Source organism: Plantibacter sp. CFBP 8798, assembly GCF_014841195.1.
Classification (GTDB): domain Bacteria; phylum Actinomycetota; class Actinomycetes; order Actinomycetales; family Microbacteriaceae; genus Plantibacter; species Plantibacter auratus.
In genome coordinates this window covers 53,382-76,857 of the sequence record NZ_JACYTS010000004.1, presented here as the reverse complement: position 1 = coordinate 76,857, position 23,476 = coordinate 53,382, and the positions used below count along the sequence as shown (strand labels likewise).

Sequence of the window (23,476 nt, the reverse complement as noted above, 5' to 3'; positions counted from 1 at the left end):
CGACGACAGGAGCCCGAGTGCCCACCCTCACGAGCGGTGCCGATCCCACCTCAGCCCGATTCCGCGAGCAGGAGGCGGCGCAGCGGGAGCTCGTGACGGTGCTCGAGCAGACGATGGCGACCGCGGCCCTGGGCGGACCGGAGGCGTCGCGGGCGCGGCATGTCGCCCGGGGGAAGCTGCTGCCGCGCGATCGGGTCGACCGTCTGCTCGACGAGGGGAGCCCCTTTCTCGAGATCGCGCCCTTGGCCGCGCACGGCATGTACGACGACGCGACTCCCGGCGCCGGGGTCATCGCTGGGATCGGCCTCGTCCACGGACGACACGTGCTCGTCGTGTCGAACGACGCGACCGCGAAGGGTGGCTCGTACTTCCCGATGACGGTGAAGAAGCACCTCCGGGCCCAGGAGATCGCGGCCGCGAACCGGCTGCCCTGCCTGTACCTCGTCGACTCCGGGGGAGCGAACCTCCCGACGCAGGACGAAGTCTTCCCGGATCGGGACCACTTCGGTCGGATCTTCTTCAACCAGGCCAGGATGTCGGCGGCCGGCATCCCGCAACTCGCCGCCGTACTCGGGTCCTGCACCGCCGGAGGCGCGTACGTCCCCGCCATGAGCGACGAGAACGTGATCGTCCGCGGTCAGGGCACGATCTTCCTGGGCGGTCCACCGCTCGTGAAGGCCGCGATCGGCGAGGTCGTGACGCCGGAGCAACTCGGCGGCGGCGACCTCCACGCCCAGGTGTCGGGGGTCACGGACCACCTCGCCGACGACGACGCGCACGCGCTCGACATCCTCCGGGATGCGGTCGCGACGCTGCCGGCGCCCCACCCGCGCGCGTGGGAGGTGCGTCCCAGTGTGCCGCCGGTCGTCCCGGAGGCAGAGCTGTACGGCGTCGTGCCGGCGGAGCTGCAGACGGCCTACGACGTCCGTGAGGTGATCGCGCGGCTCGTCGACGGCAGTGACTTCTCGGAGTTCAAACGCGAGTACGGCGACACCCTCGTGACCGGGTTCGCGAGGCTGCACGGGCACCCCGTCGGCATCATCGCGAACAACGGCGTGCTCTTCAGCGAGTCGGCCCTGAAGGGCGCTCACTTCATCGAGCTCGCCGACCAGCGCGGCATCCCGTTGCTGTTCCTCCAGAACATCTCGGGCTTCATGGTCGGCAGTGACGCCGAGGCCGGAGGCATCGCCAAGCACGGCGCGAAGATGGTCACCGCGGTCGCGACCACCCGGGTGCCGAAGCTGACGGTCGTGATCGGTGGTTCGTTCGGCGCCGGCAACTACTCCATGTGCGGCCGCGCCTACGATCCCCGGTTCCTCTGGATGTGGCCGGGCGCGCGCATCTCCGTCATGGGGGGACAACAGGCGGCGAGTGTCCTCGCGACCGTCAAGCGCGACCAGCTCGAGGCTCGCGGTGAGGTGTGGACCGCCCAGGCGGAGGATGACTTCCGGGCGCCGATCCTCGCCGACTTCGAGGAGCAGGGCAACCCGTACTACTCGACCGCGCGGCTCTGGGACGACGGCATCATCGATCCCGCCCAGACCCGCACGGTCCTCGGACTCGCGCTCGAGGTGTGCTCCCGCGCGCCCCTGCCAGAACCCGGCTTCGGCCTCTTCAGGATGTGACGGCATGACGATCCAGACACCGAACCGGCCGGGCCACGCATCCGCGCGTCCCTTCCGCTCCGTCCTCGTCGCGAACCGCGGCGAGATCGCCTGTCGTGTGATCCGCACGCTCACAGCGATGGACATCGAGAGCATCGCGGTCTTCAGCGACGCTGACCGCGACGCCCCGCATGTCCGGCTCGCGGACCGCGCCGTCCGCCTGGGACCCGCGCCCGCCGCGGACAGCTACCTCGACGTCGACGCCGTCGTCCGGGCCGCCGTCACGACCGGGGCCGAGGCGGTGCACCCGGGCTACGGCTTCCTGTCCGAACAACCCGCGCTCGCGAGGGCGCTCGCCGCTGCCGGGATCGTCTTCATCGGACCGGACGAGCGCGCCCTGGTCCTCATGGGCGACAAGATCCGGGCGAAGGACCACGTCGCGGCTCGAGGCGTCCCGATCATCGAGGGCGTCGCCGACGCCTCGCTCGACGACGACGCGCTCGTCCGTGCCGGCGTCGCCATCGGCTTCCCGCTCATCGTCAAGCCGGCGGGCGGTGGCGGCGGCAAGGGGATGCAGGTGGTGGAGCGCGCCGAGGAGCTCCCATCGGCCATCGCCTCCGCGCACCGGGTGGCCGAGGCGGCCTTCGGCGACGCCACGCTCCTCCTCGAGCGGTTCGTCACGAGACCCCGGCACATCGAGGTGCAGGTGCTCGCGGACGCCCACGGTGCGGTCGTGCACCTCGGGGAGCGTGAGTGCTCGCTCCAGCGTCGGCACCAGAAGGTGGTGGAGGAGTCCCCGTCGCCGCTCATCGACGACGGGCAGCGGGCGCGACTCGGCGAGGCGGCCTGCACGGTCGCCCGGAGCGTCGGCTACCGAGGGGTGGGGACCGTCGAGTTCCTCGTCGCCGACGACCGACCCGACGAGTTCGCCTTCCTCGAGATGAACACGCGGTTGCAGGTGGAGCATCCGGTCACCGAGCTCGTCACGGGGCTCGACCTCGTGGAGTGGCAGGTGCGCGTCGCCGCCGGTGAACCGCTGACGATGACGCAGGACGACGTCGTCCTGCGTGGTCACGCGGTGGAAGCACGGCTGTACGCGGAGGACCCGTCGAGCGGCTTCCTGCCCCAGACCGGGGTGCTCGAGCGGGTGCGTCTGCCGCAGGGGCCGGGCGTCCGCGTCGACGGCGGCATCGTCGCCGGGCAGTTCGTCGGCCCCTGGTACGACCCCATGCTCGCGAAGATCGTGTGCTGGGCCGAGGATCGCGAGACCGCGCTCCGGCGACTCGACGCAGCGCTCGCGGCGACGGTGGTCTTCGGTGTCCGCACGAACCTCGGCTTCCTCCGGCGGCTCCTCGCCGACGAGGACGTCGTCGCGGGACGACTGCACACCGGTCTCATCGCCGACCTGCTCGACGACAGCCCGTCCGCCGCGACATCCGAGCGGGTCCTGACCGCAGTGGCGCTCGCCGAAACGGACGACCGACGATTCGAGGCCGCAGCGCGGACCGCCGGCCTCGGGACGCCGTGGTCGGATCCGGGTGGGTGGCGCCTCGGCGCGGCAGCACCGACGCGACAGCACCTGCGTCTTGAGGACGGACGCATCGTCCGCATCGAGGTGCGTGGGTCGAACGACGACGCGAGCGTCTCCGTCGATGACGCGGCACCGACCCGGGCCGCGGTCCTCAGCCGGTCGGACGGCACCCTGCGGTTCGAGCACGACGGTGTCAGCACCCCGTTGGAGACCGTCCGCGTGGGGGACGAACGATGGATCGCGCTCGACGGTGCCATCAGTCTGGTCGAGGTGGTCCCGCGTGGGGCGCTCCCAGCCGGCGGGGATCCGACTGCGGCCGGTGCGGTCGATCCGGAGGTGCGGACGCCGATGCCCGGCACCGTCACGGCCGTGCACGTCACGAGCGGCGACGCCGTCACCGCCGGTCAGCCGCTGGTCACCGTCGAAGCGATGAAGATGGAGCACCTCCTCACCGCCACGACCGACGGCACGGTCACCCTCCACGTCGCCACGGGTGGCACGGTCGCCACCCGTCAGTCGGTCGCGACGATCGCCGCAGACCCCGTCGCAGCACACCTCAACGCAGCCCCAACCGATGCAGCACCCACGAACGGAGCATCAGCATGAACACCGAGCTCAGCCCCGAGCACCAGCGGATCGTCGACACGGTCAAGGCGTTCGCCGACGAGGTCGTCGCGCCCGCCGCCTATCAGTACGACACGGAACGGCGTCTGCCGTACGACATCATCGCGCAGATGGGGGAGCTGGGACTCTTCGGGCTGCCGTTCCCGAAGGAACTCGGCGGCGGGGGGATGGACTACTTCGCGCTCTGCCTCGCCGTCGAGCAGCTCGGACGCGTCGACCAGAGCATCGGCGTCACCCTCGAGGCCGGCGTCGGCCTCGGAGCCATGCCGATCTACCTGTACGGCACCGACGCCCAGCGCGAGGAATGGATCCCGCAGCTCGCGAGCGGGCAGGCGCTCGCCGCGTTCGGCCTCACCGAGGCGCGTGCCGGCAGTGATGCAGGCGCGACGGAGACCACCGCCGAGCTCGTCGACGGTGAGTGGGTGATCAACGGCACGAAGCAGTTCATCACCAACTCCGGGAGCGAGATCACCCGTCTCGTGACGGTCACGGCCGTCACGGGGGAGCGGGTCCGATCCGACGGCCGGGTGACGAAGGAGTTGTCGTCGATCCTCGTGCCGGTCCCGACGCCGGGCTTCACCGCGCTACCGCCCTACGACAAGGTCGGGTGGCACACCTCCGACACCCACCCGCTGCGGTTCGAGGACGTCCGCGTGCCGGAGGGTAACCTGCTCGGCGAACGCGGGCGCGGGTACGCCAACTTCCTCACGGCGCTCGACGGTGGACGGATCGCCGTGGCCGCGCTCGCCGTCGGAGCGGCCCAGGGCTGCCTCGAGGAGGCGATCCGCTACGCCAAGGAGCGGGTCGTGTTCGGTCGGGCGATCGGTGACAACCAGTGGATCGCCTTCCGGATCGCGAAGATGCAGGCTCGGGTCCACACCGCCAGGCAGGCCTACTACGACGCCGCGTCGCGCATGCTCCGGGGAGCGCCCTACAAGATGGAGGCCTCCATCGCGAAGATGGTCGCCGGGGAGGCCGCGATGGACAACGCCCGTGACGCGACCCAGATCTTCGGCGGCTACGGGTTCCTCAACGAGAACCCGGTGGCGCGGCACTACCGGGACTCGAAGATCCTCGAGATCGGTGAGGGCACCACTGAGGTGCAGCTCATGATCATCGCCCGCGAACTCGGCTTCGCGTCGTGAGCTCATGATGACCGACTCATCCGAGACGTCGTCCGGCCCCGTGATCGAGCAGCGAGGTCTGTACTTCGAGGAGTTCGTGGTGGGTGCGACCTACCGCCATCGCCCCGGGCGCACCCTCACGGAAGCCGACAACGTCCTGTTCTCGACCCTCACGATGAACGGGCAATCACTGCACGTGGATGCCGCGTGGTCTGCGACCGGGCCCTTCGGGGAACGGCTCGTGAACTCGATGCTGACCCTCTCGACGCTCGTGGGGCTGTCGGTCGCGCAGCTCACCGAGCAGACGATCGTCGCGAACCTGGGCTTCACCGACATCGCCTTCCCGAACCCGATGCGCCACGGCGACACGCTGTACGCCGAGACGCTCGTGACGGCGAAACGGTTGTCGTCGTCAAGGCCGGGCGAGGGTGTCGTCACCCTGCTCCACACGGGTCGGAACCAGGACGGCGTCGTCGTCGCGACCGCGACCAGGAGCACGCTCGTCCAGTGCTCGGGTGCATCGTGACCGGCGCCGCGGCGTTCGACCTGGGGCCGGCGATCCTCTTCGTCCCAGCAGACCGTCCGGATCGCTTCGCGAAAGCGGCCGAGCGTGCGGATGCCGTCATCCTCGATCTCGAGGACGCCGTCGATGCGGCGCGCAAGGCGATCGGTCGCGTAGCGATGGTGGAGCATCCGTTGGACCCGCTCCTGACGATCGTGCGGGTGAATCCAGCGGATGGCCCGGACTTCGCGGCCGACGTCGCCGCCGTGGCGACAACGGCTTATCGAACGGTGATGCTCGCGAAGACCGAGAGCGTCGCGCAGCTCGACGACCTGGCCCGCGCCCTGCCGGGGGTTGCGATCGTCGCGCTATGCGAGACGGCCGCCGGAGTCGTGCGCGCCGAATCGATCGTCGCGCACGACTCGGTCGTCGCCGTGATGTGGGGCGCTGAGGACCTGGTGGCGTCACTCGGCGGCACGAGCAGCAGGCGCTCTGACGGACGCTACCGCGACGTCGTGGGCGCCGCTCGATCGCACGTCCTGCTCGCAGCGGGGGCCGCCGGTGTCGCCGCGATCGATGCCGTCCATCTCGACCTCACTGACCAAGCGTCGCTTGCGGTAGAGGCGGAGGATGCGAGTGCGGTCGGCTTCGTCGCGACGGCGTGCATCCATCCCGCGCAGGTCCCGATCATCCAGGCCGCTTACCGTCCGGACCCCGAGGCAGTGCGCGCGGCGAGGGAGCTACTGGCGGCTGCCGCCGACCGCATCGGCGCCTTCCGGCATGCCGGGCGCATGGTCGACGAGCCGCTCCTGAGGCACGCACGCGCACTTCTCGCGCGTGCCGGGGAGGTTTCTGGGAGCTGAGCCTTGCCCCGTCCCCAAAAATGCCGACTGCTCATATCTTATATTTTGGATATGTTGGACCTGGCTCGAAATCGGGCCGACGGCGGCCTATCTCAATAGGCTGCCGTTTCAGGAACAACGGGGGTTGAGATGAAAAAGAAGCTGTTCGGTCTTGTCGCGATGGCGGCTCTGGTCACGGGCGTATCGCTGACTGCCGCGGCTCCAGCGCAGGCTGCCTGCAGGGTCGACAATCTGAGCATGTGGCAGGGGAAGAACGCCACGTGCCTGAATATCGTGCACGTTTCGTTCGGGTCGAGTACACATCTCGGGAATCCCGCTCGCGCCGGGCAGTGGTCCAAACAGCAGCTGTGTTGGGATGGTGCGACGGGTTACTCCTACCGCAATGCGTAGGCTCTGGACCGTCCCCGTATTCGCAGCGCTCATGTTGTTCGCGTCGAACGGGTGCGCCGCAGACTTCGGACCGTCAGACATCGTTGCCGGGAGTGCCGGAGACGTGCCGGAGTTCACGGGACCGTGGGCGTCGGAGTTCGCGGACACATATCGAGCTGGCAGTGACGTTGTCCGAGCGATCCTCGAGGATGGTGCGATCTCCGACGCCGAATGGGCGGAGACCAGCGACGCGTTTATCGGCTGCATGCAGGACAGGGGAGTGAGGGTGACGCTCGACGATGCGTACGGCGCGATCGCGCTCCCAGACATGCCGAAGCCGGACGCCGCTTCGGACGCAGCGCTGGACGCGTGCACGCCGGACTTCTACGCGGTCAGCAGTCTGCGCCGCGATCTTGCCCGCAATCCGGATGCGCGCGATGAAGACGCCATCATCGCGGCATGTCTGGTCGATGCGGGGCTCGTCGAACCCGGGTACTCCGGCGAGGACCTCGCCTCAGATGCGAAGCAGGAATCACTCCCATTCGACAACGATGACCCAGTGTTCGGGTCCTGCATCCGCGACCCATTGGGTCTCCTTGAATGACGACCGCGCTCGTCGTCGGCTTCCGCCGTCCGTGTGGCTCATGATCCCCTCGCTGCTCGTGCTGGGAGCTCTCCTCGGGGTGACGGTCGTCGGGGTCGCTCGTCCCGAGGCTGCGCCGCCGGCGATCGGCGGGGCGGTCCCGGTAGGCGAGGTACCCGTGACCAGTACGAAGTACCTCGACGTACGCAGCGTCACGCTCGCTTTTGAGACCCAGTCGCAGGGTGAGATCGTCACGCCGGTAGGCGGATTCATCACGCGGACGAGCTGCGCAGTCGGCGGCGAGGCGCAGTCCGGTGAATCGGGCATAGCGATCAACGGGCGGTCCCTGGTCTACCTCGCGTCGGGCGCGCCGCTGTGGCGGGACCTCGGACCGGACTCCGTCGGAAGCGATGTCAGAGGCCTCCAAACCGAGCTGAATCGACTGGGCTACTCGCTGGATGCCGACGGCGAGTTCGGCCCTCTGACCCTGCGCGCGGCTCGCGACCTCGCGCAGCGCAACGGCGTGGACAGCAGCGACTGGAGCGTCATACCTCGGGAGGCGTTCGTCTGGATCCCCGCACCTGCGACGGCGATCACGAGCTGTCCGACAGTTCTCGGTGCATCCGTCGCGCCGGATGACGCGCTGTTCGTTGCGCCGCCGGTCATCGCCAATGCACGTGTCGCCGCGCTACCTGACACGCTCGCTCCTGGCCCACGGGTCATCGTCGCCGGCGAAGTCCGGGTTGCGGTGGACGATCAGGGGGCCATCGCGGATCCTGCAGCACTTCACGAACTCGGCCGGTCGTCTGAATTCGCAGCCTGGGTTGCAGCGGACGATGGCACGGACTTCATCGTCGACCTTGAGCTCGCATCGCCGGTGACGGTGACCACCGTGCCACCCGCTGCGGTCTTCGGACTAGACGGTTCGACGGGGTGTATCTCCAGTGCCGGTCACACCGTCGTCGTCGAGGTCGTCGGATCAGGTCTCGGTCAGAGCTACGTCGTTGTGCCAGCAGACGCCGAGGTCGTGGTAGTCGATGTTCGGCTCCCTCCCGGTCGACCATGCGGTTGACGGCCGAGGGCCTGTCCCTGCGCTTCCCACAGGGCGACTGGCTGTTTGAAGACCTCTCGTTCCGCTTGGTACCGGGGTGCGTGTACGCGGTGACCGGGCCATCCGGTTCGGGCAAGAGCACGTTGCTCAGTCTGCTCGCCGGCTGGCTGCGCCCGACGAAGGGTGTGATCGTGCGCGAGGACGTCGCGGTGACCAGTTGGGTGTTCCAGAATCCGCACGGAGTTGCGAGACGGACTGCTCTCGACCACGTCGCGCTCCCTTACCTCGCGCGCGGCGCGGATCACGACCATGCTTGGCAGAGCGCGTTCGCCGACCTGGAGACGGTGGGTCTCGCCGCAGTCAGCCTGCGTCAGTTTCGACACCTCTCGGGCGGGGAAGCGCAGCGCCTGATGCTCGCCCGCGCACTTGCGACGCATCCCCACCTGTTGCTAGTGGACGAGCCGACCGCTCAGCTGGACCAGCGCACGGCCGTCTCAGTGAACGAGGCGATCGGGTCGATCGCATCCGACGGGACCATCGTCGTCATCGCGACGCACGATGAGCGCACGCGCGATGCATGCACGGACGAGATCGCACTCGGTGCAGCGCGATGAGGTGGGCATCGACCCTCCGAGAAGCAGCGCTCGACGTGCAGTCCGGCACGACGAAGGCGACGATGCTCGGTTGTGTGTTGTTCGCCGCCGTCCTTGTGCTGGGCTTGGCTGAGATCGGCACGATGTCCCAACTCCTGACTGCTGCCGACGTCTACCGACGTGCGGGTGGGGCGACCCTGGTCTACATCGCCCCCCAACAGATCGACGGGCCAGCCTGCGACCGGCTCACGACGATCCCAGGCATCGACGCTGCGGGAGCCATGAGGCCGTCGACTGAGAACGAACGCCTGCTGGCGCTTCCGAGTTCGTCCGTACCGACGTTCGAGGCCAGTCCGGGTTTCTCCGGTTTCGTTGCGCTCGATACGCCGCGCCCCCACCGTGGCGTGCTCGTCTCGGCCGCGCTCGCAGAGGCCCTCGAACTCGATGCCAGTGACAAGCTCCCGTTGATGAGCGGCACGGTCGAGGTCGGAGCCGTTTTTACCTCCGCGGAGGACGGCCGCCGGCCTGGCCTCGGATACGCGCTCATTGCTCCGACAGCGGCGATCGGACCGTTCGACGAATGTTGGATCGACACCTGGCCGCAGTCGCAATCGTCGACCGATGCGCTGCGCACCGTCCTCCTCCCAGGGGCTGGGGCAACGGATGCATCGCCGCCCCGGCTCGCGCAGCTCAACAGCACGCTCGGCGCACACTTCGACGGCGCCGCGCGGTACGCCGAGCGTCTCTCTCGATTCGCGCCGCTCGTCGGAATCGTCATCGCCGCCGCAATCGGGTTCGTCGCGACCCGAACCCGCCGCATCGAATTGGCATCCGCGCGTCATGCAGGGGTGCCGGTCGGGTCGCAGGTGCTGCAACTCGTCTGCGAAACACTCTGCTGGGCCGTCGGCGCTGCAGTGATGGCGGTGTCCGCCATCCTGCTGCTCCTGGAGATCGCGCCCCAGGAAGGCCTTGGAGTGGTCGCTGGGATCGCGATCCGACCAGCCGTGGTCGCCGTGCCCGCCGTCCTGTGCGGAGTGATCGGCGGGGTGGCGCTCACGAAGGAGGAGCAGCTCTTCCGGTACTTCAAGGAACGGTGATGTCGCCCCGTTGAAGGGCCGCCCCGGGTGGAAAGGGGAATCGTTACGAATCAGTTGCCACCCGGTCGTGATGTCGTCCAGCCGAAGTCGCCGGTCTCCTCTAGCCTGGTGAGCAAGCACCGGCCCGTCGCTCCACGCACGGATCCCGACGGTGCAGCGCGTCACCGGTCGGCGGACCGAGAGAGGGGCAGGGGATGCCACACCTCTGGCGCTCGTCGAGCACCCGTGGCAGTTCTCTCGTCGGCGGAGCAGCGGACGGCGTCGACGACGACGCGAGTCGGCGTCCCGAGCAGCTCGTCCCGCACCCGTCCTTCCCGACGCCCGTCCAGGACCCCGAGCCCTCTGAAGCACCGAGGCGCACGATCGGCGACTCCGAGTTGTCGGTCTTCCCGGTCGTGCTCGGCGGCAGCGTGTTCGGGTGGACCGTCGACCCCGACACGACATCGGACATTCTCGACCGGTTCCACGACTCCGGCGGCAACATGGTGGACACCGCCGACAGCTACGCGGGCGGACGCAGCGAGATCCTCATCGGCAACTGGATGCGGAAGCGCCGCAACCGGGACGACATGGTCGTCGCGACGAAGATCGGCCGGCACCCCGACTACCCGGGTCTCGGCTCGGTGAGCATCATCCGCGCGGTCGAGGCGGCGCTCGAACGGTTGCAGACCGACCACATCGACCTGCTGTCCTTCCACGACGACGACCCGAGCATCCCGTTGGCCGACAGCCTCGGGACGGTCGACTGGTTGATCGAGACCGGCAAGGTCCGCTACCTCGGCACCTCGAACACGACCCCTGAACGGCTGATGGAGGCGCGGATCCTCTCGGCGAGCGGCTTCACCCAGTTCGTCGCGCTCGAGACGCACTACAGCCTCATGCACCGGGAGCCGTACGAGAGCACCCTCGCGCTCGTCGCGACGGCCCAGCACCTCGGTGTCCTGCCCTACTTCGCCCTCGCGAACGGCTTCCTGACGGGCCGCTACCGCACTCGTTCCGACCTCGACCCGAGCACCCGCGGCAGTCGCGCCGCTACCCATCTCCACCGCCGTGGACTGCGGGTCCTGCACGTCCTCGACGAGATCGCGGAGGAGAACCGCTGCACGGTCGCCTCGGCGGCGCTCGCCTGGGCCATGTCACGTCCCGGCGTCGTCGCGCCCATCGCGAGCGCGTCCCAGCCGGCTCACGTCGACTCGCTCATCGCGGCGGCCGACGTGCGGCTGAGCCGTGGGCAGATCCTCGAGCTCGACCGCGTCTCCGGTCGCTTGCGCTGAGTCGACCGGCGGTCGCCTGCGCACGGTCGCTCGCGCGCGACGCCCGGGAACCTGACGTATGGTTGGGGTGATGAACGCCGCCGTCGACTTTCCGCTCACTCGTCCCGAGCTCGCGTTCACCGCATCCGGGGACGCGCTCGTCCGCCGGACGGTCCTGCCCAACGGGCTGCGGATCCTGAGCGAACACATGCCGGGCAGCCGCAGCGCGACGATCGGCTACTGGGTGGCCGTCGGCTCCCGCGACGAACAACCGGCGACCGCCGATCGACCGGCGACCTTCGGCTCGACGCACTTCCTGGAGCACCTCCTGTTCAAGGGCACGCCGTCGCGTTCCGCCCTCGACATCGCGGTCGCCTTCGACGCCGTCGGCGGCGAGCACAACGCGCTCACGGCCAAGGAGCACACCTGCTACTACGCCAAGGTGCGCGATCGCGACCTGCCGATGGCGGTGGACGTCATCACCGACATGCTCACCTCCTCGCTACTCGACCCGGAGGAGTTCGAGAACGAACGCGGCGTCATCCTCGAAGAGCTCGCGATGATGGACGACGATCCAGGGGACGTCGCCAACGAACGGTTCTTCGAGCGCGTGCTCGGCGAGCACCCGCTCGGGCGTCCCATCGGCGGTCACCCGCAGTCGATCATCGAGGTCGGCCGGGACGCCGTCGTGGCGCACTACCGAGCCAACTACCGCGCGAACGACGTCATCGTGACGGCGGCCGGCGCCGTCGACCACGACGCGCTCGTCGCCCAGGTGTCGGGGGCGCTCGTGCAAGCGGGCTGGCCGGCGGACGCGGTGGCCGCACCGGTCGCGCGTCGGACCCTCGCTCCTGCTGCCGTCGTCGGCGGATCGCCGCTCTCGGTCGTGCACCGACCCACCGAGCAGGTCCACCTGCAGATCGGCGGAGCGGGCCTCATCGCGGGCGACGAGCGACGATTCGCCATGAGCATGCTCAACTCCATCCTCGGCGGCGGCATGTCCAGCCGCCTGTTCCAGGAGATCCGAGAACGGCGCGGGCTCGCCTACTCCGTGTACTCGTTCGCCGGCAGCTACTCGGACGCCGGCGTCTTCGGCCTCGCTGCCGCCTGCTCCACGGCGAAGGCGGCGACCGTGGCCGAGCTCATGCTCGCCGAGCTCCACCGGCTCGCCGAGCACGGTGTGACGGACGAGGAGTTGTCGCGCGCGCTCGGTCAGCTGAGCGGCGCCTCGGCGCTGGCGCTGGAGGATTCGGACTCGCGTATGAGCCGCCTCGGTCGAGCGGAGCTGACCCTCGGCGAGTTCATCGACCTCGACGAGAGCATCCGTCGCCTGCAGTCCGTCGGTCAGGACGACGTCCAGCAGCTCGCGCAGCACCTCGCCGCGCAGCCCATCACGGTGTCGGCGGTCGGAGCCGTCGACGAGGACACCTTCGCTCCGATCATCGCGGGGGTGCGTTGAATGTCCCATTACCTGTATCTCGTCAGACACGGCGAGCAGCAGCACGCTGAGCACGGCTTGCCCGACGGACCACTGTCGGCACGCGGTCGGCGTCAGGCACAGCTGCTCGCGGAGCGCCTCGGCGGTGTCCCGATGACCGCGGCGTGGCACTCGCCGTTGCAGCGTGCCGCGGAGACCGCCCAGATCATCGCCGAGCGGATGCCGGCGGTCACACCGGAGCCGTCGTCACTGCTCTTCGACTGCGTCCCGAGCGGTCGCACACCGGAGACGCCGTCGGCGTTCGACCCCTTCTTCGGCTCGATCACCGAGGCGGAGATCGAGGCGGGCGAGGCGCAGATGGCCGACGCCGCCGCCGAGTTCCTCTCGCCGAAGCGCGGTGACCATCACGAGCTGCTCATCACGCACAACTTCGTCATCGGGTGGCTCGTCCGCGAGGCGCTCCAGGCGCCCGCATGGCGCTGGGTGAGCATCAACCAGGCCAACGGCGGACTGACGGTGCTGCACCAGCGCGCCGGGCGTCCGTGGAGCCTCATCACCCACAACGACCTCGCGCACCTCCCCATGGAGCTCCGCACGGGTCTTCCCGAGCCGCACATCGTCTAGTCGGCGGCGGGGGAGCAGATCGGCAGGCCTCCGCCCGAGGACGGCGCGCGCGGGCAACACGTAAGCTGAGGGCATGACGACACGAGTGGCGCTGGCCGGCGCGAGCGGCAAGATGGGCCGACTGTTCACCAGCATCATCGGTTCACTCGACGACTTCGAGCTGGTCGCGTCGCTCGGTTCGTCGAGCGAGCTGAGCGAGATGGACGGGGCGGACCTCGTCGTCGACGTCACGGTCCCGGGTGTCAGCCAGCGGATCGTCGACCACGCCGTCGCTCAGGGCATCAACGTGCTCGTCGGGACGAGCGGTTGGTCGGCCGAGCGTATCCAGCGACTCGACCGCCGGCTCGCCGAGCTGCCCGAGCAGGGCGTCGTCATCATCCCCAACTTCTCGCTGGGGTCCGTCCTGTCGACGAGTCTGGCGACCGTCGCGGCCCGCTTCTTCGACTCGATCGAGATCATCGAGTCCCACCGCGACACGAAGGTGGACTCGCCCTCCGGGACCGCCGTGCGCACCGCCGAGCTGATGATGGCCGCTCGTGGCGACCGTGGGCCCGTCGCCGCTCCGCACACCGACCAGCGGGCGAGGGGACAGCAGGTCTCGAGCATCCCTATCCACAGCCTGCGGCTCCAGGGTGTCGTCGCCCGCCAGGAGGTCGTGTTCGGTGGCGTCGACGAACTCGTCACGATCACGCACGACACGATCTCGCCCGCGTCCTACGAGCGGGGCATCCGGCTCGCCCTCGTGGCCGCCCGCGACGCCCAGGGGGTCACCGTCGGTCTCGACAGTCTGCTCGACCTCGGACTCGATCGCCCAGGGCCGGCGGGTCGGCGGCCCGCCCAGGGGGCGCCCGAGCACGTCTCCGGCCAAGCCGCGGCGGCCAGCGCCCTGTGAAGACCCGCGTCATGGTCGCGATCATCGCGGCCCTGCTCGTCCTCTACATCGTCCTCGTCGGGTACCGTGCCGTCGTCCTCCTCGGCACGGGCGAACCTGTCGGCATCGCCATGGGTGCGGCGCTCGTCGTCCTGCCGATCCTCGGCGTCTGGGCGCTCTGGCGCGAGATCGCCTTCGGGTTGGGCGCCGAGCGCCTCGGCGTCCGCCTCGAGGCCGAGGGCGGCCTTCCGCCCGAGCAGGTCGAGACCCGCGAGAGCGGCCGGCCGATGCGTGATGCCGCAGACGAGCTGTTCCCGAAGTACCGTGACGCGGCCGAGGCCGCTCCCGACGACTGGCGATCCTGGTACCGACTCGGACTCGTCTACGACGGTGCCGGAGACCGCCGCCGAGCACGGCAGGCCATCCGGCAGGCGATCCGGCTCTCGCGGAGCTGACCGGAGCGGCGGCGTCCCGTCGTTCAGTCCCGGGCGAGTGCTTCGGCCAACGCCTGCTCGACGGTCGGCGTGCTGAACGTGAAGCCGTCGTCCAGGAGCCGACGAGGTTCGACGCGCTGATCGCTCAGCAGCAGTCCGTCGGCGGCGTGGCCGAGGAGCGCCTTGAGGGCGAACTTCGGGACGCGGAGCAGATAGGGCCGGTTCATCCGTCTGGCGAGCTCGAACATGAGGTCGTCGGCACGGGCGGCCTGCGGACCGCACAGGTTCACCGGTCCGGAGAGCGTCGAGGTCAGGAGGTGGGTGATCGCCCGGACCTCGTCCTGCAGCCCGATCCACGGCCAGAACTGGCGGCCCGAACCGAGCGGACCGGCGACCCCGAACCGGGTGAGCGGTGCCAGCGGCTTGAGCACGCCTGCCAGGTCGACGACGATACCGTTGCGGAGCAGCACGGTGCGGACGGCGTCGGGCGCCGCGAGCGCCGAGTCCTCCCAGGCGACGACGACGTCGGCGAGGTATCCGGCCCCTCTGGAGGAGTCCTCCGTGAGGGTCTCTCCGGGACGGTCGCCGTAGTACCCGACCGCCGAACCACTGAGGAAGGCGGCCGGTGGCTGCTCCGCCCGGTTCATGGCGTCGACGAGTGTCCGGGTGGCGCTGAGTCGTGACCAGAGGATCGTGGACCGGTAGGCCGCCGTCCACGGCAGCTTGCCGAGGGAGGCACCGGAGAGGTTGACGACCGCGTCGGCGCCGCTCAGGACCGCTGGATCCAGCACGCCTGCCAGCGGATCCCACTCCGCTTCTCCGGCACCACGCGCCGGACGTCGTACGAGCCGGACGACGTCATGGCCGTCGGTCTCGAGGGAGCGCCCGAGCGCCGTTCCGATGAGCCCGGAGGCTCCGCCGATCACGATGCGCATGCGCGTCGCCTTCCTGCTCGTGCTGCTGGACGGTGGTGGTTACGCGAGGCTGGCTTCGAGGGTGATCGGGATGCCGGCGAGCGCCTGCGAGACCGGGCAACCCTCCTTCGCCGCCGTGGCGATGCGCTCGAAGTCGGCCTCGGAGATGCCGGGTACGACCGCGCTGACGAGCAGGTGGCTGCCGGTGATGCCGGTGCCGGGGGTGAAGGAGACCGCCGCGGTCGCCTGGATGCGCTCCGGCGGGAATCCGGCGCTCGTGAGTTCGTTGGCGAACGCCATCGAGTAGCAGGAGGCGTGAGCAGCCCCGAGCAGTTCCTCGGGGGTCGTCGTCGTGTTGGATCCCTCCGAGCGTGCCTTCCAGTCGACGGCGAACTCGGCCGCCTCGGAGGTGTCGAGGCTCGTGTGCCCGGATCCCTCGAAGAGCGTGCCGTTCCAGACCGTCGTGGCTTCGCTTGTTACCGCCATGGTGCAACCTCCATCGTCGGGCCGTGCAGGAGCGCATCGGCGCTGGTGTTCGTGGGGTCAGCCTAACCGGATCGACCTGGGTGGTCACCCCGTCGACAAACGGTGTCGTCAGGTGCTGCAGGCCACCGTCACGCCTGTCGTCCGACGACGCGGGCGCGGAGGAGGATCACATACAGGCGGCAGCCGAGGCAGAACCCGAACGCCGCGTTGAGGAAGGCGGCGACGAACGCTGCACCGGCGGAGACGACGAGGGATCCCGGCACCCCGATGAGGTGCAGCACGAGTCCGATCGCGACCACCACCAGCCCGACGCCTTGCGCGAAGGTCGGTGGTTCGGGTGCCTCGAGTTCGACGGGCGGGCCGAGTCTCGGACGGATGAGGCGCCGGAAGACGACACCGTACGGGTGACGTCGGATCCCGGCGAACGCGCCCCACGCGAACAGCGCCGCGATGACGACGAGGAGGACGAAGGCCGGTTGGACTGCCCGCGCGGCCAGCGTGTCGGCGAACGGCGCCGTCAGCGCGAGGAAGACGGCGACGAGGAGGAGCACGGCGGTGATGGTCGCACCGAACCGCGGGCTGCGCGGGTCGATGCCGGTCGGCGGGGCTGCTGGCGGGTTCGAGGTCATGCTGGTCTCCCGAGGACGGACTGGAGCTCGCCGGCGAGCACCGCACGGCGTGCGGCCCCGGAGAACCGACCGCGCACGATCCCCACGCGGTCGAGGAGGAGGACGGTGGGCGTCTGCAGGACGGAGAAACGGTCGGCGAGGTCGGGACGGTGGGTCAGGTCGACGTCGAGGACGCCCACACCCGGCTCCCCGTCGGCCAGCTCGTGCAGTAGTCGTCTGGTCCCGGGACACTGCGCACAGAACTCGGTGCTGAACTGCACCAGGGTCGCCGATCGGCCGAGCGGAGCGGTCGTCCCGAGTGCCGCCGACGAGAGTCGGTCCCCGTCGGTGCGGTGCGACGCACGCCCGCTCCGTGCACGCACGACCAGACCCACCGCCGTCGCGGACAGAACGAGGACGAGGATCAGCGAGAGGGCGGGCAGCGGGGACATGGTGTCCGTCAGCATAGGTTCCGGGTGCCGGTCCCTGAGCCCGTGTGACGCGAGGTGACGGCCGTGCGGGTGGTGACCCGCAAGAGGGAAACCCGATAGCCTGAGAGGGTGTCGCGTGCAGAGAACCCCTTCGGTCAAGTCCTCGTCGCCCTGGTGACGCCGTTCACCGCCGACGGCGAGGTCGACTGGAAGGCCGTCGAGCGACACATCGACGACGTCGTGACCGCGGGGGCCGACGGCATCGTCGTCACCGGCACCACGGGTGAGACGTCCACGCTGACGGACCCGGAGAAGGTCAAGCTCGTCGAGGTCGGCAAAGCCGTCGCGGGCGGGCGCGCGAAGATCATCACCGGTGGTGGCTCCAACGAGACGGCCCACGCGATCGAGCTCGCGAAGAAGAGCGAGCAGGCTGGTGCCGACGGCAACATGATCGTCACCCCGTACTACAACAAGCCCACCCAGGCCGGCGTGCTGACCCACTTCCGCATGATCGCCGACTCCACGGATCTGCCCGTCATCCTCTACGACATCCCGGGGCGAACCGGCATCCCCATCACCTACGAGACGATCCTGCGCGCGGCCAAGCACCCGAACATCCTCGCGGTGAAGGACGCCAAGGGCGACCTCAGCGAGGTGAGCCGGGTCATGAACCAGACGGACCTCATGTACTTCGCGGGCGACGACGCCAACGCCCTGCCGACGCTCGCCATCGGTGGCACCGGCCTCATCGGCGTCACGGCCAACATCGCGCCGACGCCCTACCGACACATGGTCGACGCGGTGAACTCCGGCGACCTCGCCGCGGCCACCGCGGCGCACCGGCAGCTCGAGCCCCTCGTGCGCGCGGTCATGACCCACGTCCCCGGCACCGTCGCCGCCAAATACATCTTGCACGGCCTCGGCCGGATCCAGAGCCCGCGGGTACGTCTACCGCTGGTCGGTCCGGAGGAGTGGGAGGCCGCGCAGATCGAGGATGAGATCGACCTGGTGAAGGACATCCCAGGCGTCGACTTCCGCAACTTCCGGCCAGACCGCAACGCCGCCGCCGGTGGCGCGCTGCCCAAGGTCGCCGGTACGACTCGCTAGACAAACCAGAGGGGGGCTACATGCCCAATACCATCATCGATCCGCCAGTCCTCGAGCCGGGGACGCTCCGCGTCATCCCCATCGGAGGACTCGGCGAGATCGGCAGGAACATGACCTGCTTCGAGATCGACGGCAAGATCCTGATCGTCGACTGCGGCGTGCTCTTCCCCGAAGAGCACCAGCCGGGCGTCGACCTGATCCTGCCCGACTTCACCTCCATCAAGGACCGGCTCGACGACATCGTCGGCGTCGTGCTCACGCACGGTCACGAGGACCACATCGGCGCCGTGCCGTACCTCCTGAAGCTCCGCAAGGACATCCCGCTGATCGGTTCCGGCCTGACGCTCGCGCTCATCGAGGCGAAGCTCAAGGAGCACCGCATCGTCCCCTACACCCTGCCGGTGAAGGAGGGCCAGATCGAGGCGCTGGGGCCGTTCGACCTCGAGTTCGTCGCGGTCAACCACTCGATCCCGGACGCGCTCGCGGTGTTCATCGACACTGACGCCGGCACCGTCCTCGTGACCGGTGACTTCAAGATGGATCAGCTGCCGCTCGACGGCCGCCTGACGGACCTCCGCGCCTTCGCCCGCCTCGGTGAAGAAGGCGTCGACCTCTTCCTCGTCGACTCGACGAACGCCGACGTGCCGGGCTTCACACCGCTCGAGCGGTCCATCGGGCCGGTCCTCGACCAGGTCATCGCGAAGTCCGAGCGCCGTGTCATCGTCGCGAGCTTCTCGAGTCACGTGCACCGCGTCCAGCAGGTCCTCGACGCGGCTCACGCCCACGGCCGCCGGGTCGCGTTCCTCGGTCGTTCCATGGTGCGCAACATGGGGATCGCAGCCGACCTCGGGTACCTGAACGTCCCCGAGGGCCTGCTCATCGACTACAAGAAGGCGAAGGACCTCCCCGAGGACAAGATCGTCTACATGTCGACCGGGTCACAGGGCGAGCCGATGGCCGTCCTCAGTCGGATGGCGAACCTCGACCACGCGATCGAGCCGGGCCCGGGCGACACCGTCATCCTCGCCTCGAGCCTCATCCCGGGCAACGAGAACGCGGTCTACCGGGTCATCGACGGCTTGACGAAGCTCGGCGCCACCGTCGTCCACAAGGGCAACGCGAAGGTCCACGTCTCCGGTCACGCAGCCGCCGGTGAGCTGCTCTACTGCTACAACATCCTCCAGCCGAAGAACGTGCTCCCGGTCCACGGCGAGTACCGTCACCTCGTCGCGAACCAGAAGCTCGCGATCGACAGCGGTGTCCCGGCGCAGAACACCTTCATCGGCGAGGACGGCATCGTCATCGACCTGAAGGACGGCGTCGCGAAGGTCGTCGGCCAGCTCGACGTTGGGCTCGTCTACGTCGACGGCTCGACCGTCGGCGAGATCACCGACGCCGACCTCAAGGACCGTCGCATCCTGGCGGAGGAGGGCTTCATCTCGGTCATCGTCGTCGTCGACTCGAAGACCGGGCACATCATCTCCGGCCCCGAGGTGCACGCGAAGGGCTTCGCCGAGGATGACAAGGTCTTCGCCGACATCAAGCCGAAGGTCGCCAAGGCACTCGCCGAGGCGGCGGAGAACGGCGTCCGCGACACGCACGCGCTGTCGCAGGTGATCCGTCGGACCGTCGGCCGCTGGGTCAACACGTCCTTCCGTCGCCGCCCGATGATCGTCCCGCTCGTCATCGAGGCCTGATCACGGGTCGGGTCCGCTCGGTCCCACCCGCCAGGAGGCGGTCGAACATCATTCGCGAGGGTGATGTCCGGCCGCCTTCCGCGTTGCTACCTTGGAATCCCCTATGGCCGCTCGTCACTCCGACTGCGGTGGATTCCGGAGGTCGGCGTGGGCATTGTCCGCACCTGGGTGTTCCCCATTCTGAAACTGCTCGTCTTCGCCGCGATCGCGGTGGCGCTCGTGAAGGTCGCGTTCTTCCCGGACGCACCGCAGGAGGAGGGGCCGACGCAGCCGACCGGGAGCCTCGTGGAACCACAGGTCCAGGCGGCCCTCGGCACCGTGGTCAACACCGTCTCGGTGGAGGGCCAGGTCGTCGCCGACCCGGCCAGCACGGCGAAGTCGACCGTCGCCGGCACCGTTGACGAGGTGTTCGCGGCCAAGGGCGCCGTCCTCGCGGAGGGCGATCCCATCCTCGACGTCAAGACGATCGACGAGGAAGGCAAGGAGCGGTACGTGCAGGTGACCGCGCCGGTCGCGGGCACCCTCGGCAACGTCAAGCTCATCCACGGGCAGTCGGTGCAAATCGGCGACGCGGTGGCGCAGGTGTCGCCGGCCACGTTCTCCATCACCGGGGCGTTGAGCGCCGACAAGCAGTACCGTCTGCTCACCATCCCCGGCGAGGCGACGGTCACCATCAACGGCGGCCCGGCCCCGTTCGTCTGTCCGGCGGTGCGCGTCACGACGCCGTCGAGCGGTGGCGACGAGGAGGAGCCGACGACGGGTGGTGGATCCGGGCAGACACCCGGTGCCGGCGGAACCGCCGTCACCTGCGCGGTGCCCGGTGACGTCCGGGTCTTCGCCGGACTCGCCGCGACGATCGAACTCGCGGGCGGCGTCGCCGAGAACGTCCTCGTGCTCCCGACGACCGCGGTCAAGGGTTCGGCCGGGACCGGGACCGTCTGGGTCGTCGGCGCCGACGGTGCGCAGGAGGAACGGCCGGTCACGCTGGGACTGAACGACGGACAGCAGGTGCAGATCGTCGACGGTGTCGCCGAAGGCGACTCGGTGCTCCAGTTCGTCCCTGGAGCCGTCGCACCCGCGCCCGAAGGGTGCACCACGCTTCCGGACGGCAGCATGGCCTGCGACGGGTCGGTCGGGTGACGCTCCTCGAACTCCGCGGGGTCACCAGGGTCGTCCAGATCCCCGATGCGCCGCCGCTGACGATCCTCGACGGCGTCGACCTCGAGGTGCACGAGGGCGATCGCGTCTCCATCGTCGGTCGGTCGGGTTCGGGCAAGTCGACGCTCCTGAACCTCCTCGGCCTGCTCGACAAGCCGACCTCCGGGTCGCTCGTCTTCGACGGACGGCCGGCGGAACGCCTCGGCTCCGGCGCGCGCGACCGACTGCGCGGCGCCCAGATCGGTTTCGTCTTCCAACAGTTCAACCTCCTGCCGGGCCGGACCGCGCTCGAGAACGTCACGACGCCGCTCCTCTACGCGAGTGGACGCTCGTTCTGGCGTCGCCGCGAGATCGCCGCCGCGATGCTCGAACGCGTCGGACTCGGTGACCGCCTCGATGCGATGCCGACGAAACTGTCCGGCGGCGAGCAGCAGCGCGTCGCGATCGCGCGCTCACTCGTCCGCGGGCCACGGCTCATCCTCGCGGACGAGCCGACCGGCGCTCTCGACGTCGAGACCGGCACCTCAGTCATGTCCCTGCTCGACGAGGTGGCGACCTCCACGGGCGCCGCCCTCGTGACGATCACCCACGACCGGGCGATCGCCCGACTCGCGACGACCCACCACCGTCTCGACCACGGCGTGCTCACCCCCGATCACGAACTGGAGGCAGCGGATGTCTAGGATCCTGACCTCGATCGTCGGAGCGGTCGTCGAGGCCGCCCAGGAGCTGCGGATCCATCGTGGCCGGGTCATCCTCTCGCTCATCGGCGTCGGCGTCGCGGTGTGCGCCCTCACGAGCATGGTCGGCATGTCGTCGCTCGCGGCGCAGGCCCAGACCGAGTCGCAGGAACGCTACGGCGGCCGGCCCGCCACGCTCATGGCGTCGGCCTACGGCACCGGAACGGAGCAACCCGACCCGGAGACCTACATCACGGCGGTGCACGACCTCGCCGAGCGGTACGGCATCGGGTACGTCTCGCAATCCGGCAGCACCCAGTTGAACGTGCAGTTCGCCGACGGGACCGTGCCGGTGCAGTCCACCGTCGTCGACGTCCCATACGGCGAGATGCACCGCATCAGACTCGACGAGGGCGCCTGGTTCCAGGAGGACGACGGCGACCGCCTCGCACCCGCGATCGTCGTGAACCCGGCGTTCTGGCAGCGCCTGGGCTCACCACCCATCGAGACGCACCCCACGGTCACGGTCCACGGTGAGCACCCGGTCACGGCCGTGATCGTCGGGGTGTACGCGAGCAACGAGTGGGACACCGAACCGCAGCTGTCGATCCTGCCCGCGGGGACGGCGCTCATCGGTCCGGTGTCCGGCGCCGAGGAGGGCATGGGGCAGCCCGGTCAGCTGCCGCAGTTCGAGTTCTGGGTCCCGAACGCGGACGCCGAGGCCTTCACCCAGCGGATCCAGTCCGACCTGCGTGCCGAACTCGGTGACGCGTACAGCGTCGACGTGTTCCGCAACGACTTCGGCCAGACGGGGGAGGACCCGCTCCTGTCGTTGAAGCTCGTGGTCGGCGCGGTCGCCGGGCTCATCCTCCTGCTCGGAGCCCTCGGGCTGATCAACCTCTCGCTCGTCACCGTCCGCCAGCGGATCCGCGAGATCGGGATCCGACGCAGTTTCGGGGCGACCGCGCCGCGGGTGTTCTTCGCCGTGATGATGGAGAGTGTCGTAGCCACCTTCGTCGCCGGGGTCATCGGCGTCATGCTCGCCGTCGCCGTCGTGAAGAGTCCGATCGTCGAGCAGTTCATCGGTCAAGGGCTCGTGACGGACTTCCCGCCGTTCCCCATCGAGGCGGCGGTCCTCGGGCTGGTGAGTGCCACGGCCGTCGGGGCGATCGCCGGGCTCCTCCCGGCGCTCGTCGCCGTCCGCGTGAAGGTGATCGACGCCATCCGGTACTGACCGACGGCGACCCCTCGCGCGTCATCTGCTCGAAACACCGGTGGCGTACCATCCGTCCATGGCGGTCTACTCGATCCGCGACGCCGCGGTGGCTGATGTGCGCGTCCTCACCGACATGATGGTCGAGGCGGCGAACTGGAACGCCGTCGCGCCCCGTCCCCGGTCCGCCGTCCTCGCCGATGCGCAGCACACCCGGTATGTGCACGGCTGGCGTCGCCCCGGCGACGCCGGGGTCGTCGCCGTCGGGCAGGACGGTGCGCCCGTCGGGGCGTGCTGGTATCGACTCTTCCCGTCCGATGCACCCGGGTTCGGGTACGTGGCGGGCGGCGTCCCCGAACTCATCCTGGGGGTCAGTCCGATCCACCGCGCCCAGGGTGTCGGCCGGCAGTTGCTCCGCGCGACCGTGCAGCTCGCCAGAGCGGCCGGGTACCAGCGCATCAGCCTGAGCGTGGAGCGGGCGAACCACGCCGTCTCGCTGTACCGCACCGAGGGGTTCGCGACCGTGGACCGGCGGGGGACCCGTGACACGATGGTCCTGAATCTGCGCTGACCGCCCGGCGGATCGCGGATCGTGGACACCCCGCCAGCTTGCCGGGCTGC

General features: G+C 69.4%; 25 protein-coding genes. 21 read left to right on the top strand and 4 right to left on the bottom strand.

Annotated features, from left to right (window positions below):
• Window positions 1–17: 17 nt before the first annotated feature.
• The 15 genes from IFU30_RS18025 to IFU30_RS17955 all read left to right on the top strand — a co-directional run bounded on the left by IFU30_RS18025 (window position 18) and on the right by IFU30_RS17955 (window position 14,582).
• Complete coding sequence (locus IFU30_RS18025; RefSeq protein ID WP_342450894.1) at window positions 18–1,625, top strand: carboxyl transferase domain-containing protein; 1,608 nt, start codon at window positions 18–20, stop codon at window positions 1,623–1,625.
• A gap of 4 nt (window positions 1,626–1,629) precedes the next feature.
• Window positions 1,630–3,741, top strand: coding sequence for an acetyl/propionyl/methylcrotonyl-CoA carboxylase subunit alpha (locus IFU30_RS18020; protein ID WP_192006569.1), 2,112 nt, complete (start codon window positions 1,630–1,632; stop codon window positions 3,739–3,741).
• Window positions 3,738–4,904, top strand: coding sequence for an acyl-CoA dehydrogenase family protein (locus tag IFU30_RS18015; RefSeq protein ID WP_064294458.1), 1,167 nt, complete (start codon window positions 3,738–3,740; stop codon window positions 4,902–4,904). The genes IFU30_RS18020 and IFU30_RS18015 overlap by 4 nt, the downstream gene beginning before the upstream one ends.
• Window positions 4,905–4,911: 7 nt before the next feature.
• Window positions 4,912–5,409: a MaoC family dehydratase gene (locus IFU30_RS18010; RefSeq protein ID WP_137243786.1), complete on the top strand. Its 498-nt coding sequence runs from the start codon at window positions 4,912–4,914 to the stop codon at window positions 5,407–5,409.
• Window positions 5,406–6,248, top strand: coding sequence for an aldolase/citrate lyase family protein (locus IFU30_RS18005; RefSeq protein ID WP_192006567.1), 843 nt, complete (start codon window positions 5,406–5,408; stop codon window positions 6,246–6,248). The genes IFU30_RS18010 and IFU30_RS18005 overlap by 4 nt, the downstream gene beginning before the upstream one ends.
• Before the next feature lie 129 nt (window positions 6,249–6,377).
• Window positions 6,378–6,638, top strand: coding sequence for a hypothetical protein (locus IFU30_RS18000; protein WP_124769527.1), 261 nt, complete (start codon window positions 6,378–6,380; stop codon window positions 6,636–6,638).
• Complete coding sequence (locus IFU30_RS17995) at window positions 6,631–7,221, top strand: hypothetical protein (protein ID WP_192006565.1); 591 nt, start codon at window positions 6,631–6,633, stop codon at window positions 7,219–7,221. The genes IFU30_RS18000 and IFU30_RS17995 overlap by 8 nt, the downstream gene beginning before the upstream one ends.
• Window positions 7,222–7,261: 40 nt before the next feature.
• Window positions 7,262–8,272, top strand: a complete 1,011-nt coding sequence (locus IFU30_RS17990) for a peptidoglycan-binding domain-containing protein (RefSeq protein WP_192006563.1) — start codon at window positions 7,262–7,264, stop codon at window positions 8,270–8,272.
• Window positions 8,263–8,865: an ATP-binding cassette domain-containing protein gene (locus IFU30_RS17985; RefSeq protein ID WP_159879079.1), complete on the top strand. Its 603-nt coding sequence runs from the start codon at window positions 8,263–8,265 to the stop codon at window positions 8,863–8,865. The genes IFU30_RS17990 and IFU30_RS17985 overlap by 10 nt, the downstream gene beginning before the upstream one ends.
• A complete protein-coding gene (locus IFU30_RS17980) occupies window positions 8,862–9,941 on the top strand; it encodes a hypothetical protein (RefSeq protein ID WP_192006560.1) in 1,080 nt (359 codons plus the stop codon). The genes IFU30_RS17985 and IFU30_RS17980 overlap by 4 nt, the downstream gene beginning before the upstream one ends.
• A gap of 194 nt (window positions 9,942–10,135) precedes the next feature.
• Entirely contained in the window at window positions 10,136–11,215 is a 1,080-nt protein-coding gene (locus tag IFU30_RS17975; RefSeq protein ID WP_079002693.1) for an aldo/keto reductase, read from the top strand.
• 70 nt (window positions 11,216–11,285) lie between these two features.
• Entirely contained in the window at window positions 11,286–12,653 is a 1,368-nt protein-coding gene (locus IFU30_RS17970) for a M16 family metallopeptidase (protein WP_124769523.1), read from the top strand.
• The gene (locus IFU30_RS17965; RefSeq protein ID WP_071262315.1) at window positions 12,654–13,256 is read left to right on the top strand and encodes a histidine phosphatase family protein; all 603 of its coding nucleotides are present in this window, start codon (window positions 12,654–12,656) and stop codon (window positions 13,254–13,256) included.
• A gap of 73 nt (window positions 13,257–13,329) precedes the next feature.
• Window positions 13,330–14,148: a 4-hydroxy-tetrahydrodipicolinate reductase gene (gene dapB / locus IFU30_RS17960; protein WP_159879073.1), complete on the top strand. Its 819-nt coding sequence runs from the start codon at window positions 13,330–13,332 to the stop codon at window positions 14,146–14,148.
• Window positions 14,149–14,159: 11 nt separating this feature from the next.
• Entirely contained in the window at window positions 14,160–14,582 is a 423-nt protein-coding gene (locus IFU30_RS17955) for a hypothetical protein (protein WP_197977658.1), read from the top strand.
• A gap of 23 nt (window positions 14,583–14,605) precedes the next feature.
• Here IFU30_RS17955 and IFU30_RS17950 read toward each other — a convergent pair whose 3' ends face one another.
• From IFU30_RS17950 to IFU30_RS17935, 4 genes are all read right to left on the bottom strand, one after another.
• A complete protein-coding gene (locus IFU30_RS17950) occupies window positions 14,606–15,496 on the bottom strand; it encodes a TIGR01777 family oxidoreductase (protein ID WP_192006559.1) in 891 nt (296 codons plus the stop codon).
• A 39-nt stretch (window positions 15,497–15,535) separates the two neighbouring features.
• A complete protein-coding gene (locus IFU30_RS17945) occupies window positions 15,536–15,961 on the bottom strand; it encodes an OsmC family peroxiredoxin (protein ID WP_079707096.1) in 426 nt (141 codons plus the stop codon).
• Window positions 15,962–16,089: 128 nt separating this feature from the next.
• Window positions 16,090–16,590 carry a DUF4395 domain-containing protein gene (locus IFU30_RS17940; protein WP_192006557.1) on the bottom strand — a complete coding sequence of 167 codons (501 nt, stop codon included), beginning with the start codon at window positions 16,588–16,590 and terminating at the stop codon, window positions 16,090–16,092.
• Window positions 16,587–17,021, bottom strand: coding sequence for a thioredoxin family protein (locus IFU30_RS17935; RefSeq protein WP_192006556.1), 435 nt, complete (start codon window positions 17,019–17,021; stop codon window positions 16,587–16,589). Before IFU30_RS17935 ends, IFU30_RS17940 begins: the two co-directional genes overlap by 4 nt.
• A gap of 108 nt (window positions 17,022–17,129) precedes the next feature.
• Here IFU30_RS17935 and dapA point away from each other — a divergent pair, with 108 nt between their 5' ends.
• The 6 genes from dapA to IFU30_RS17905 all read left to right on the top strand — a co-directional run bounded on the left by dapA (window position 17,130) and on the right by IFU30_RS17905 (window position 23,426).
• Window positions 17,130–18,107 (top strand): 4-hydroxy-tetrahydrodipicolinate synthase, encoded by a 978-nt coding sequence (dapA, locus tag IFU30_RS17930; RefSeq protein ID WP_124769516.1) that lies wholly within the window; start codon window positions 17,130–17,132, stop codon window positions 18,105–18,107.
• Between the two features lie 20 nt (window positions 18,108–18,127).
• A complete protein-coding gene (locus IFU30_RS17925) occupies window positions 18,128–19,804 on the top strand; it encodes a ribonuclease J (RefSeq protein WP_064294449.1) in 1,677 nt (558 codons plus the stop codon).
• A gap of 147 nt (window positions 19,805–19,951) precedes the next feature.
• On the top strand, window positions 19,952–20,944 hold the full coding sequence (locus IFU30_RS17920; protein ID WP_124769515.1) for an efflux RND transporter periplasmic adaptor subunit: 993 nt from the start codon (window positions 19,952–19,954) through the stop codon (window positions 20,942–20,944).
• Window positions 20,941–21,645 carry an ABC transporter ATP-binding protein gene (locus IFU30_RS17915; RefSeq protein WP_079707092.1) on the top strand — a complete coding sequence of 235 codons (705 nt, stop codon included), beginning with the start codon at window positions 20,941–20,943 and terminating at the stop codon, window positions 21,643–21,645. Before IFU30_RS17920 ends, IFU30_RS17915 begins: the two co-directional genes overlap by 4 nt.
• On the top strand, window positions 21,638–22,876 hold the full coding sequence (locus IFU30_RS17910) for an ABC transporter permease (RefSeq protein ID WP_192006555.1): 1,239 nt from the start codon (window positions 21,638–21,640) through the stop codon (window positions 22,874–22,876). Before IFU30_RS17915 ends, IFU30_RS17910 begins: the two co-directional genes overlap by 8 nt.
• Window positions 22,877–22,934: 58 nt before the next feature.
• Entirely contained in the window at window positions 22,935–23,426 is a 492-nt protein-coding gene (locus IFU30_RS17905) for a GNAT family N-acetyltransferase (RefSeq protein ID WP_079707090.1), read from the top strand.
• The last annotated feature ends 50 nt before the right edge of the window (window positions 23,427–23,476 follow it).

Coding starts and splice junctions, on each gene's coding strand:
- IFU30_RS18020 (WP_192006569.1), top strand. CDS start 1,630: ATGACGATCCAGACACCGAACCGGCCGGGCCACGCATCCGCGCGTCCC.
- IFU30_RS18015 (WP_064294458.1), top strand. CDS start 3,738: ATGAACACCGAGCTCAGCCCCGAGCACCAGCGGATCGTCGACACGGTC.
- IFU30_RS18010 (WP_137243786.1), top strand. CDS start 4,912: ATGACCGACTCATCCGAGACGTCGTCCGGCCCCGTGATCGAGCAGCGA.
- IFU30_RS18000 (WP_124769527.1), top strand. CDS start 6,378: ATGAAAAAGAAGCTGTTCGGTCTTGTCGCGATGGCGGCTCTGGTCACG.
- IFU30_RS17995 (WP_192006565.1), top strand. CDS start 6,631: ATGCGTAGGCTCTGGACCGTCCCCGTATTCGCAGCGCTCATGTTGTTC.
- IFU30_RS17990 (WP_192006563.1), top strand. CDS start 7,262: ATGATCCCCTCGCTGCTCGTGCTGGGAGCTCTCCTCGGGGTGACGGTC.
- IFU30_RS17985 (WP_159879079.1), top strand. CDS start 8,263: ATGCGGTTGACGGCCGAGGGCCTGTCCCTGCGCTTCCCACAGGGCGAC.
- IFU30_RS17980 (WP_192006560.1), top strand. CDS start 8,862: ATGAGGTGGGCATCGACCCTCCGAGAAGCAGCGCTCGACGTGCAGTCC.
- IFU30_RS17975 (WP_079002693.1), top strand. CDS start 10,136: ATGCCACACCTCTGGCGCTCGTCGAGCACCCGTGGCAGTTCTCTCGTC.
- IFU30_RS17970 (WP_124769523.1), top strand. CDS start 11,286: ATGAACGCCGCCGTCGACTTTCCGCTCACTCGTCCCGAGCTCGCGTTC.
- IFU30_RS17965 (WP_071262315.1), top strand. CDS start 12,654: ATGTCCCATTACCTGTATCTCGTCAGACACGGCGAGCAGCAGCACGCT.
- dapB (WP_159879073.1), top strand. CDS start 13,330: ATGACGACACGAGTGGCGCTGGCCGGCGCGAGCGGCAAGATGGGCCGA.
- IFU30_RS17955 (WP_197977658.1), top strand. CDS start 14,160: ATGGTCGCGATCATCGCGGCCCTGCTCGTCCTCTACATCGTCCTCGTC.
- IFU30_RS17950 (WP_192006559.1), bottom strand. CDS start 15,496: ATGCGCATCGTGATCGGCGGAGCCTCCGGGCTCATCGGAACGGCGCTC.
- IFU30_RS17945 (WP_079707096.1), bottom strand. CDS start 15,961: ATGGCGGTAACAAGCGAAGCCACGACGGTCTGGAACGGCACGCTCTTC.
- IFU30_RS17940 (WP_192006557.1), bottom strand. CDS start 16,590: ATGACCTCGAACCCGCCAGCAGCCCCGCCGACCGGCATCGACCCGCGC.
- IFU30_RS17935 (WP_192006556.1), bottom strand. CDS start 17,021: ATGTCCCCGCTGCCCGCCCTCTCGCTGATCCTCGTCCTCGTTCTGTCC.
- IFU30_RS17925 (WP_064294449.1), top strand. CDS start 18,128: ATGCCCAATACCATCATCGATCCGCCAGTCCTCGAGCCGGGGACGCTC.
- IFU30_RS17910 (WP_192006555.1), top strand. CDS start 21,638: ATGTCTAGGATCCTGACCTCGATCGTCGGAGCGGTCGTCGAGGCCGCC.
- IFU30_RS17905 (WP_079707090.1), top strand. CDS start 22,935: ATGGCGGTCTACTCGATCCGCGACGCCGCGGTGGCTGATGTGCGCGTC.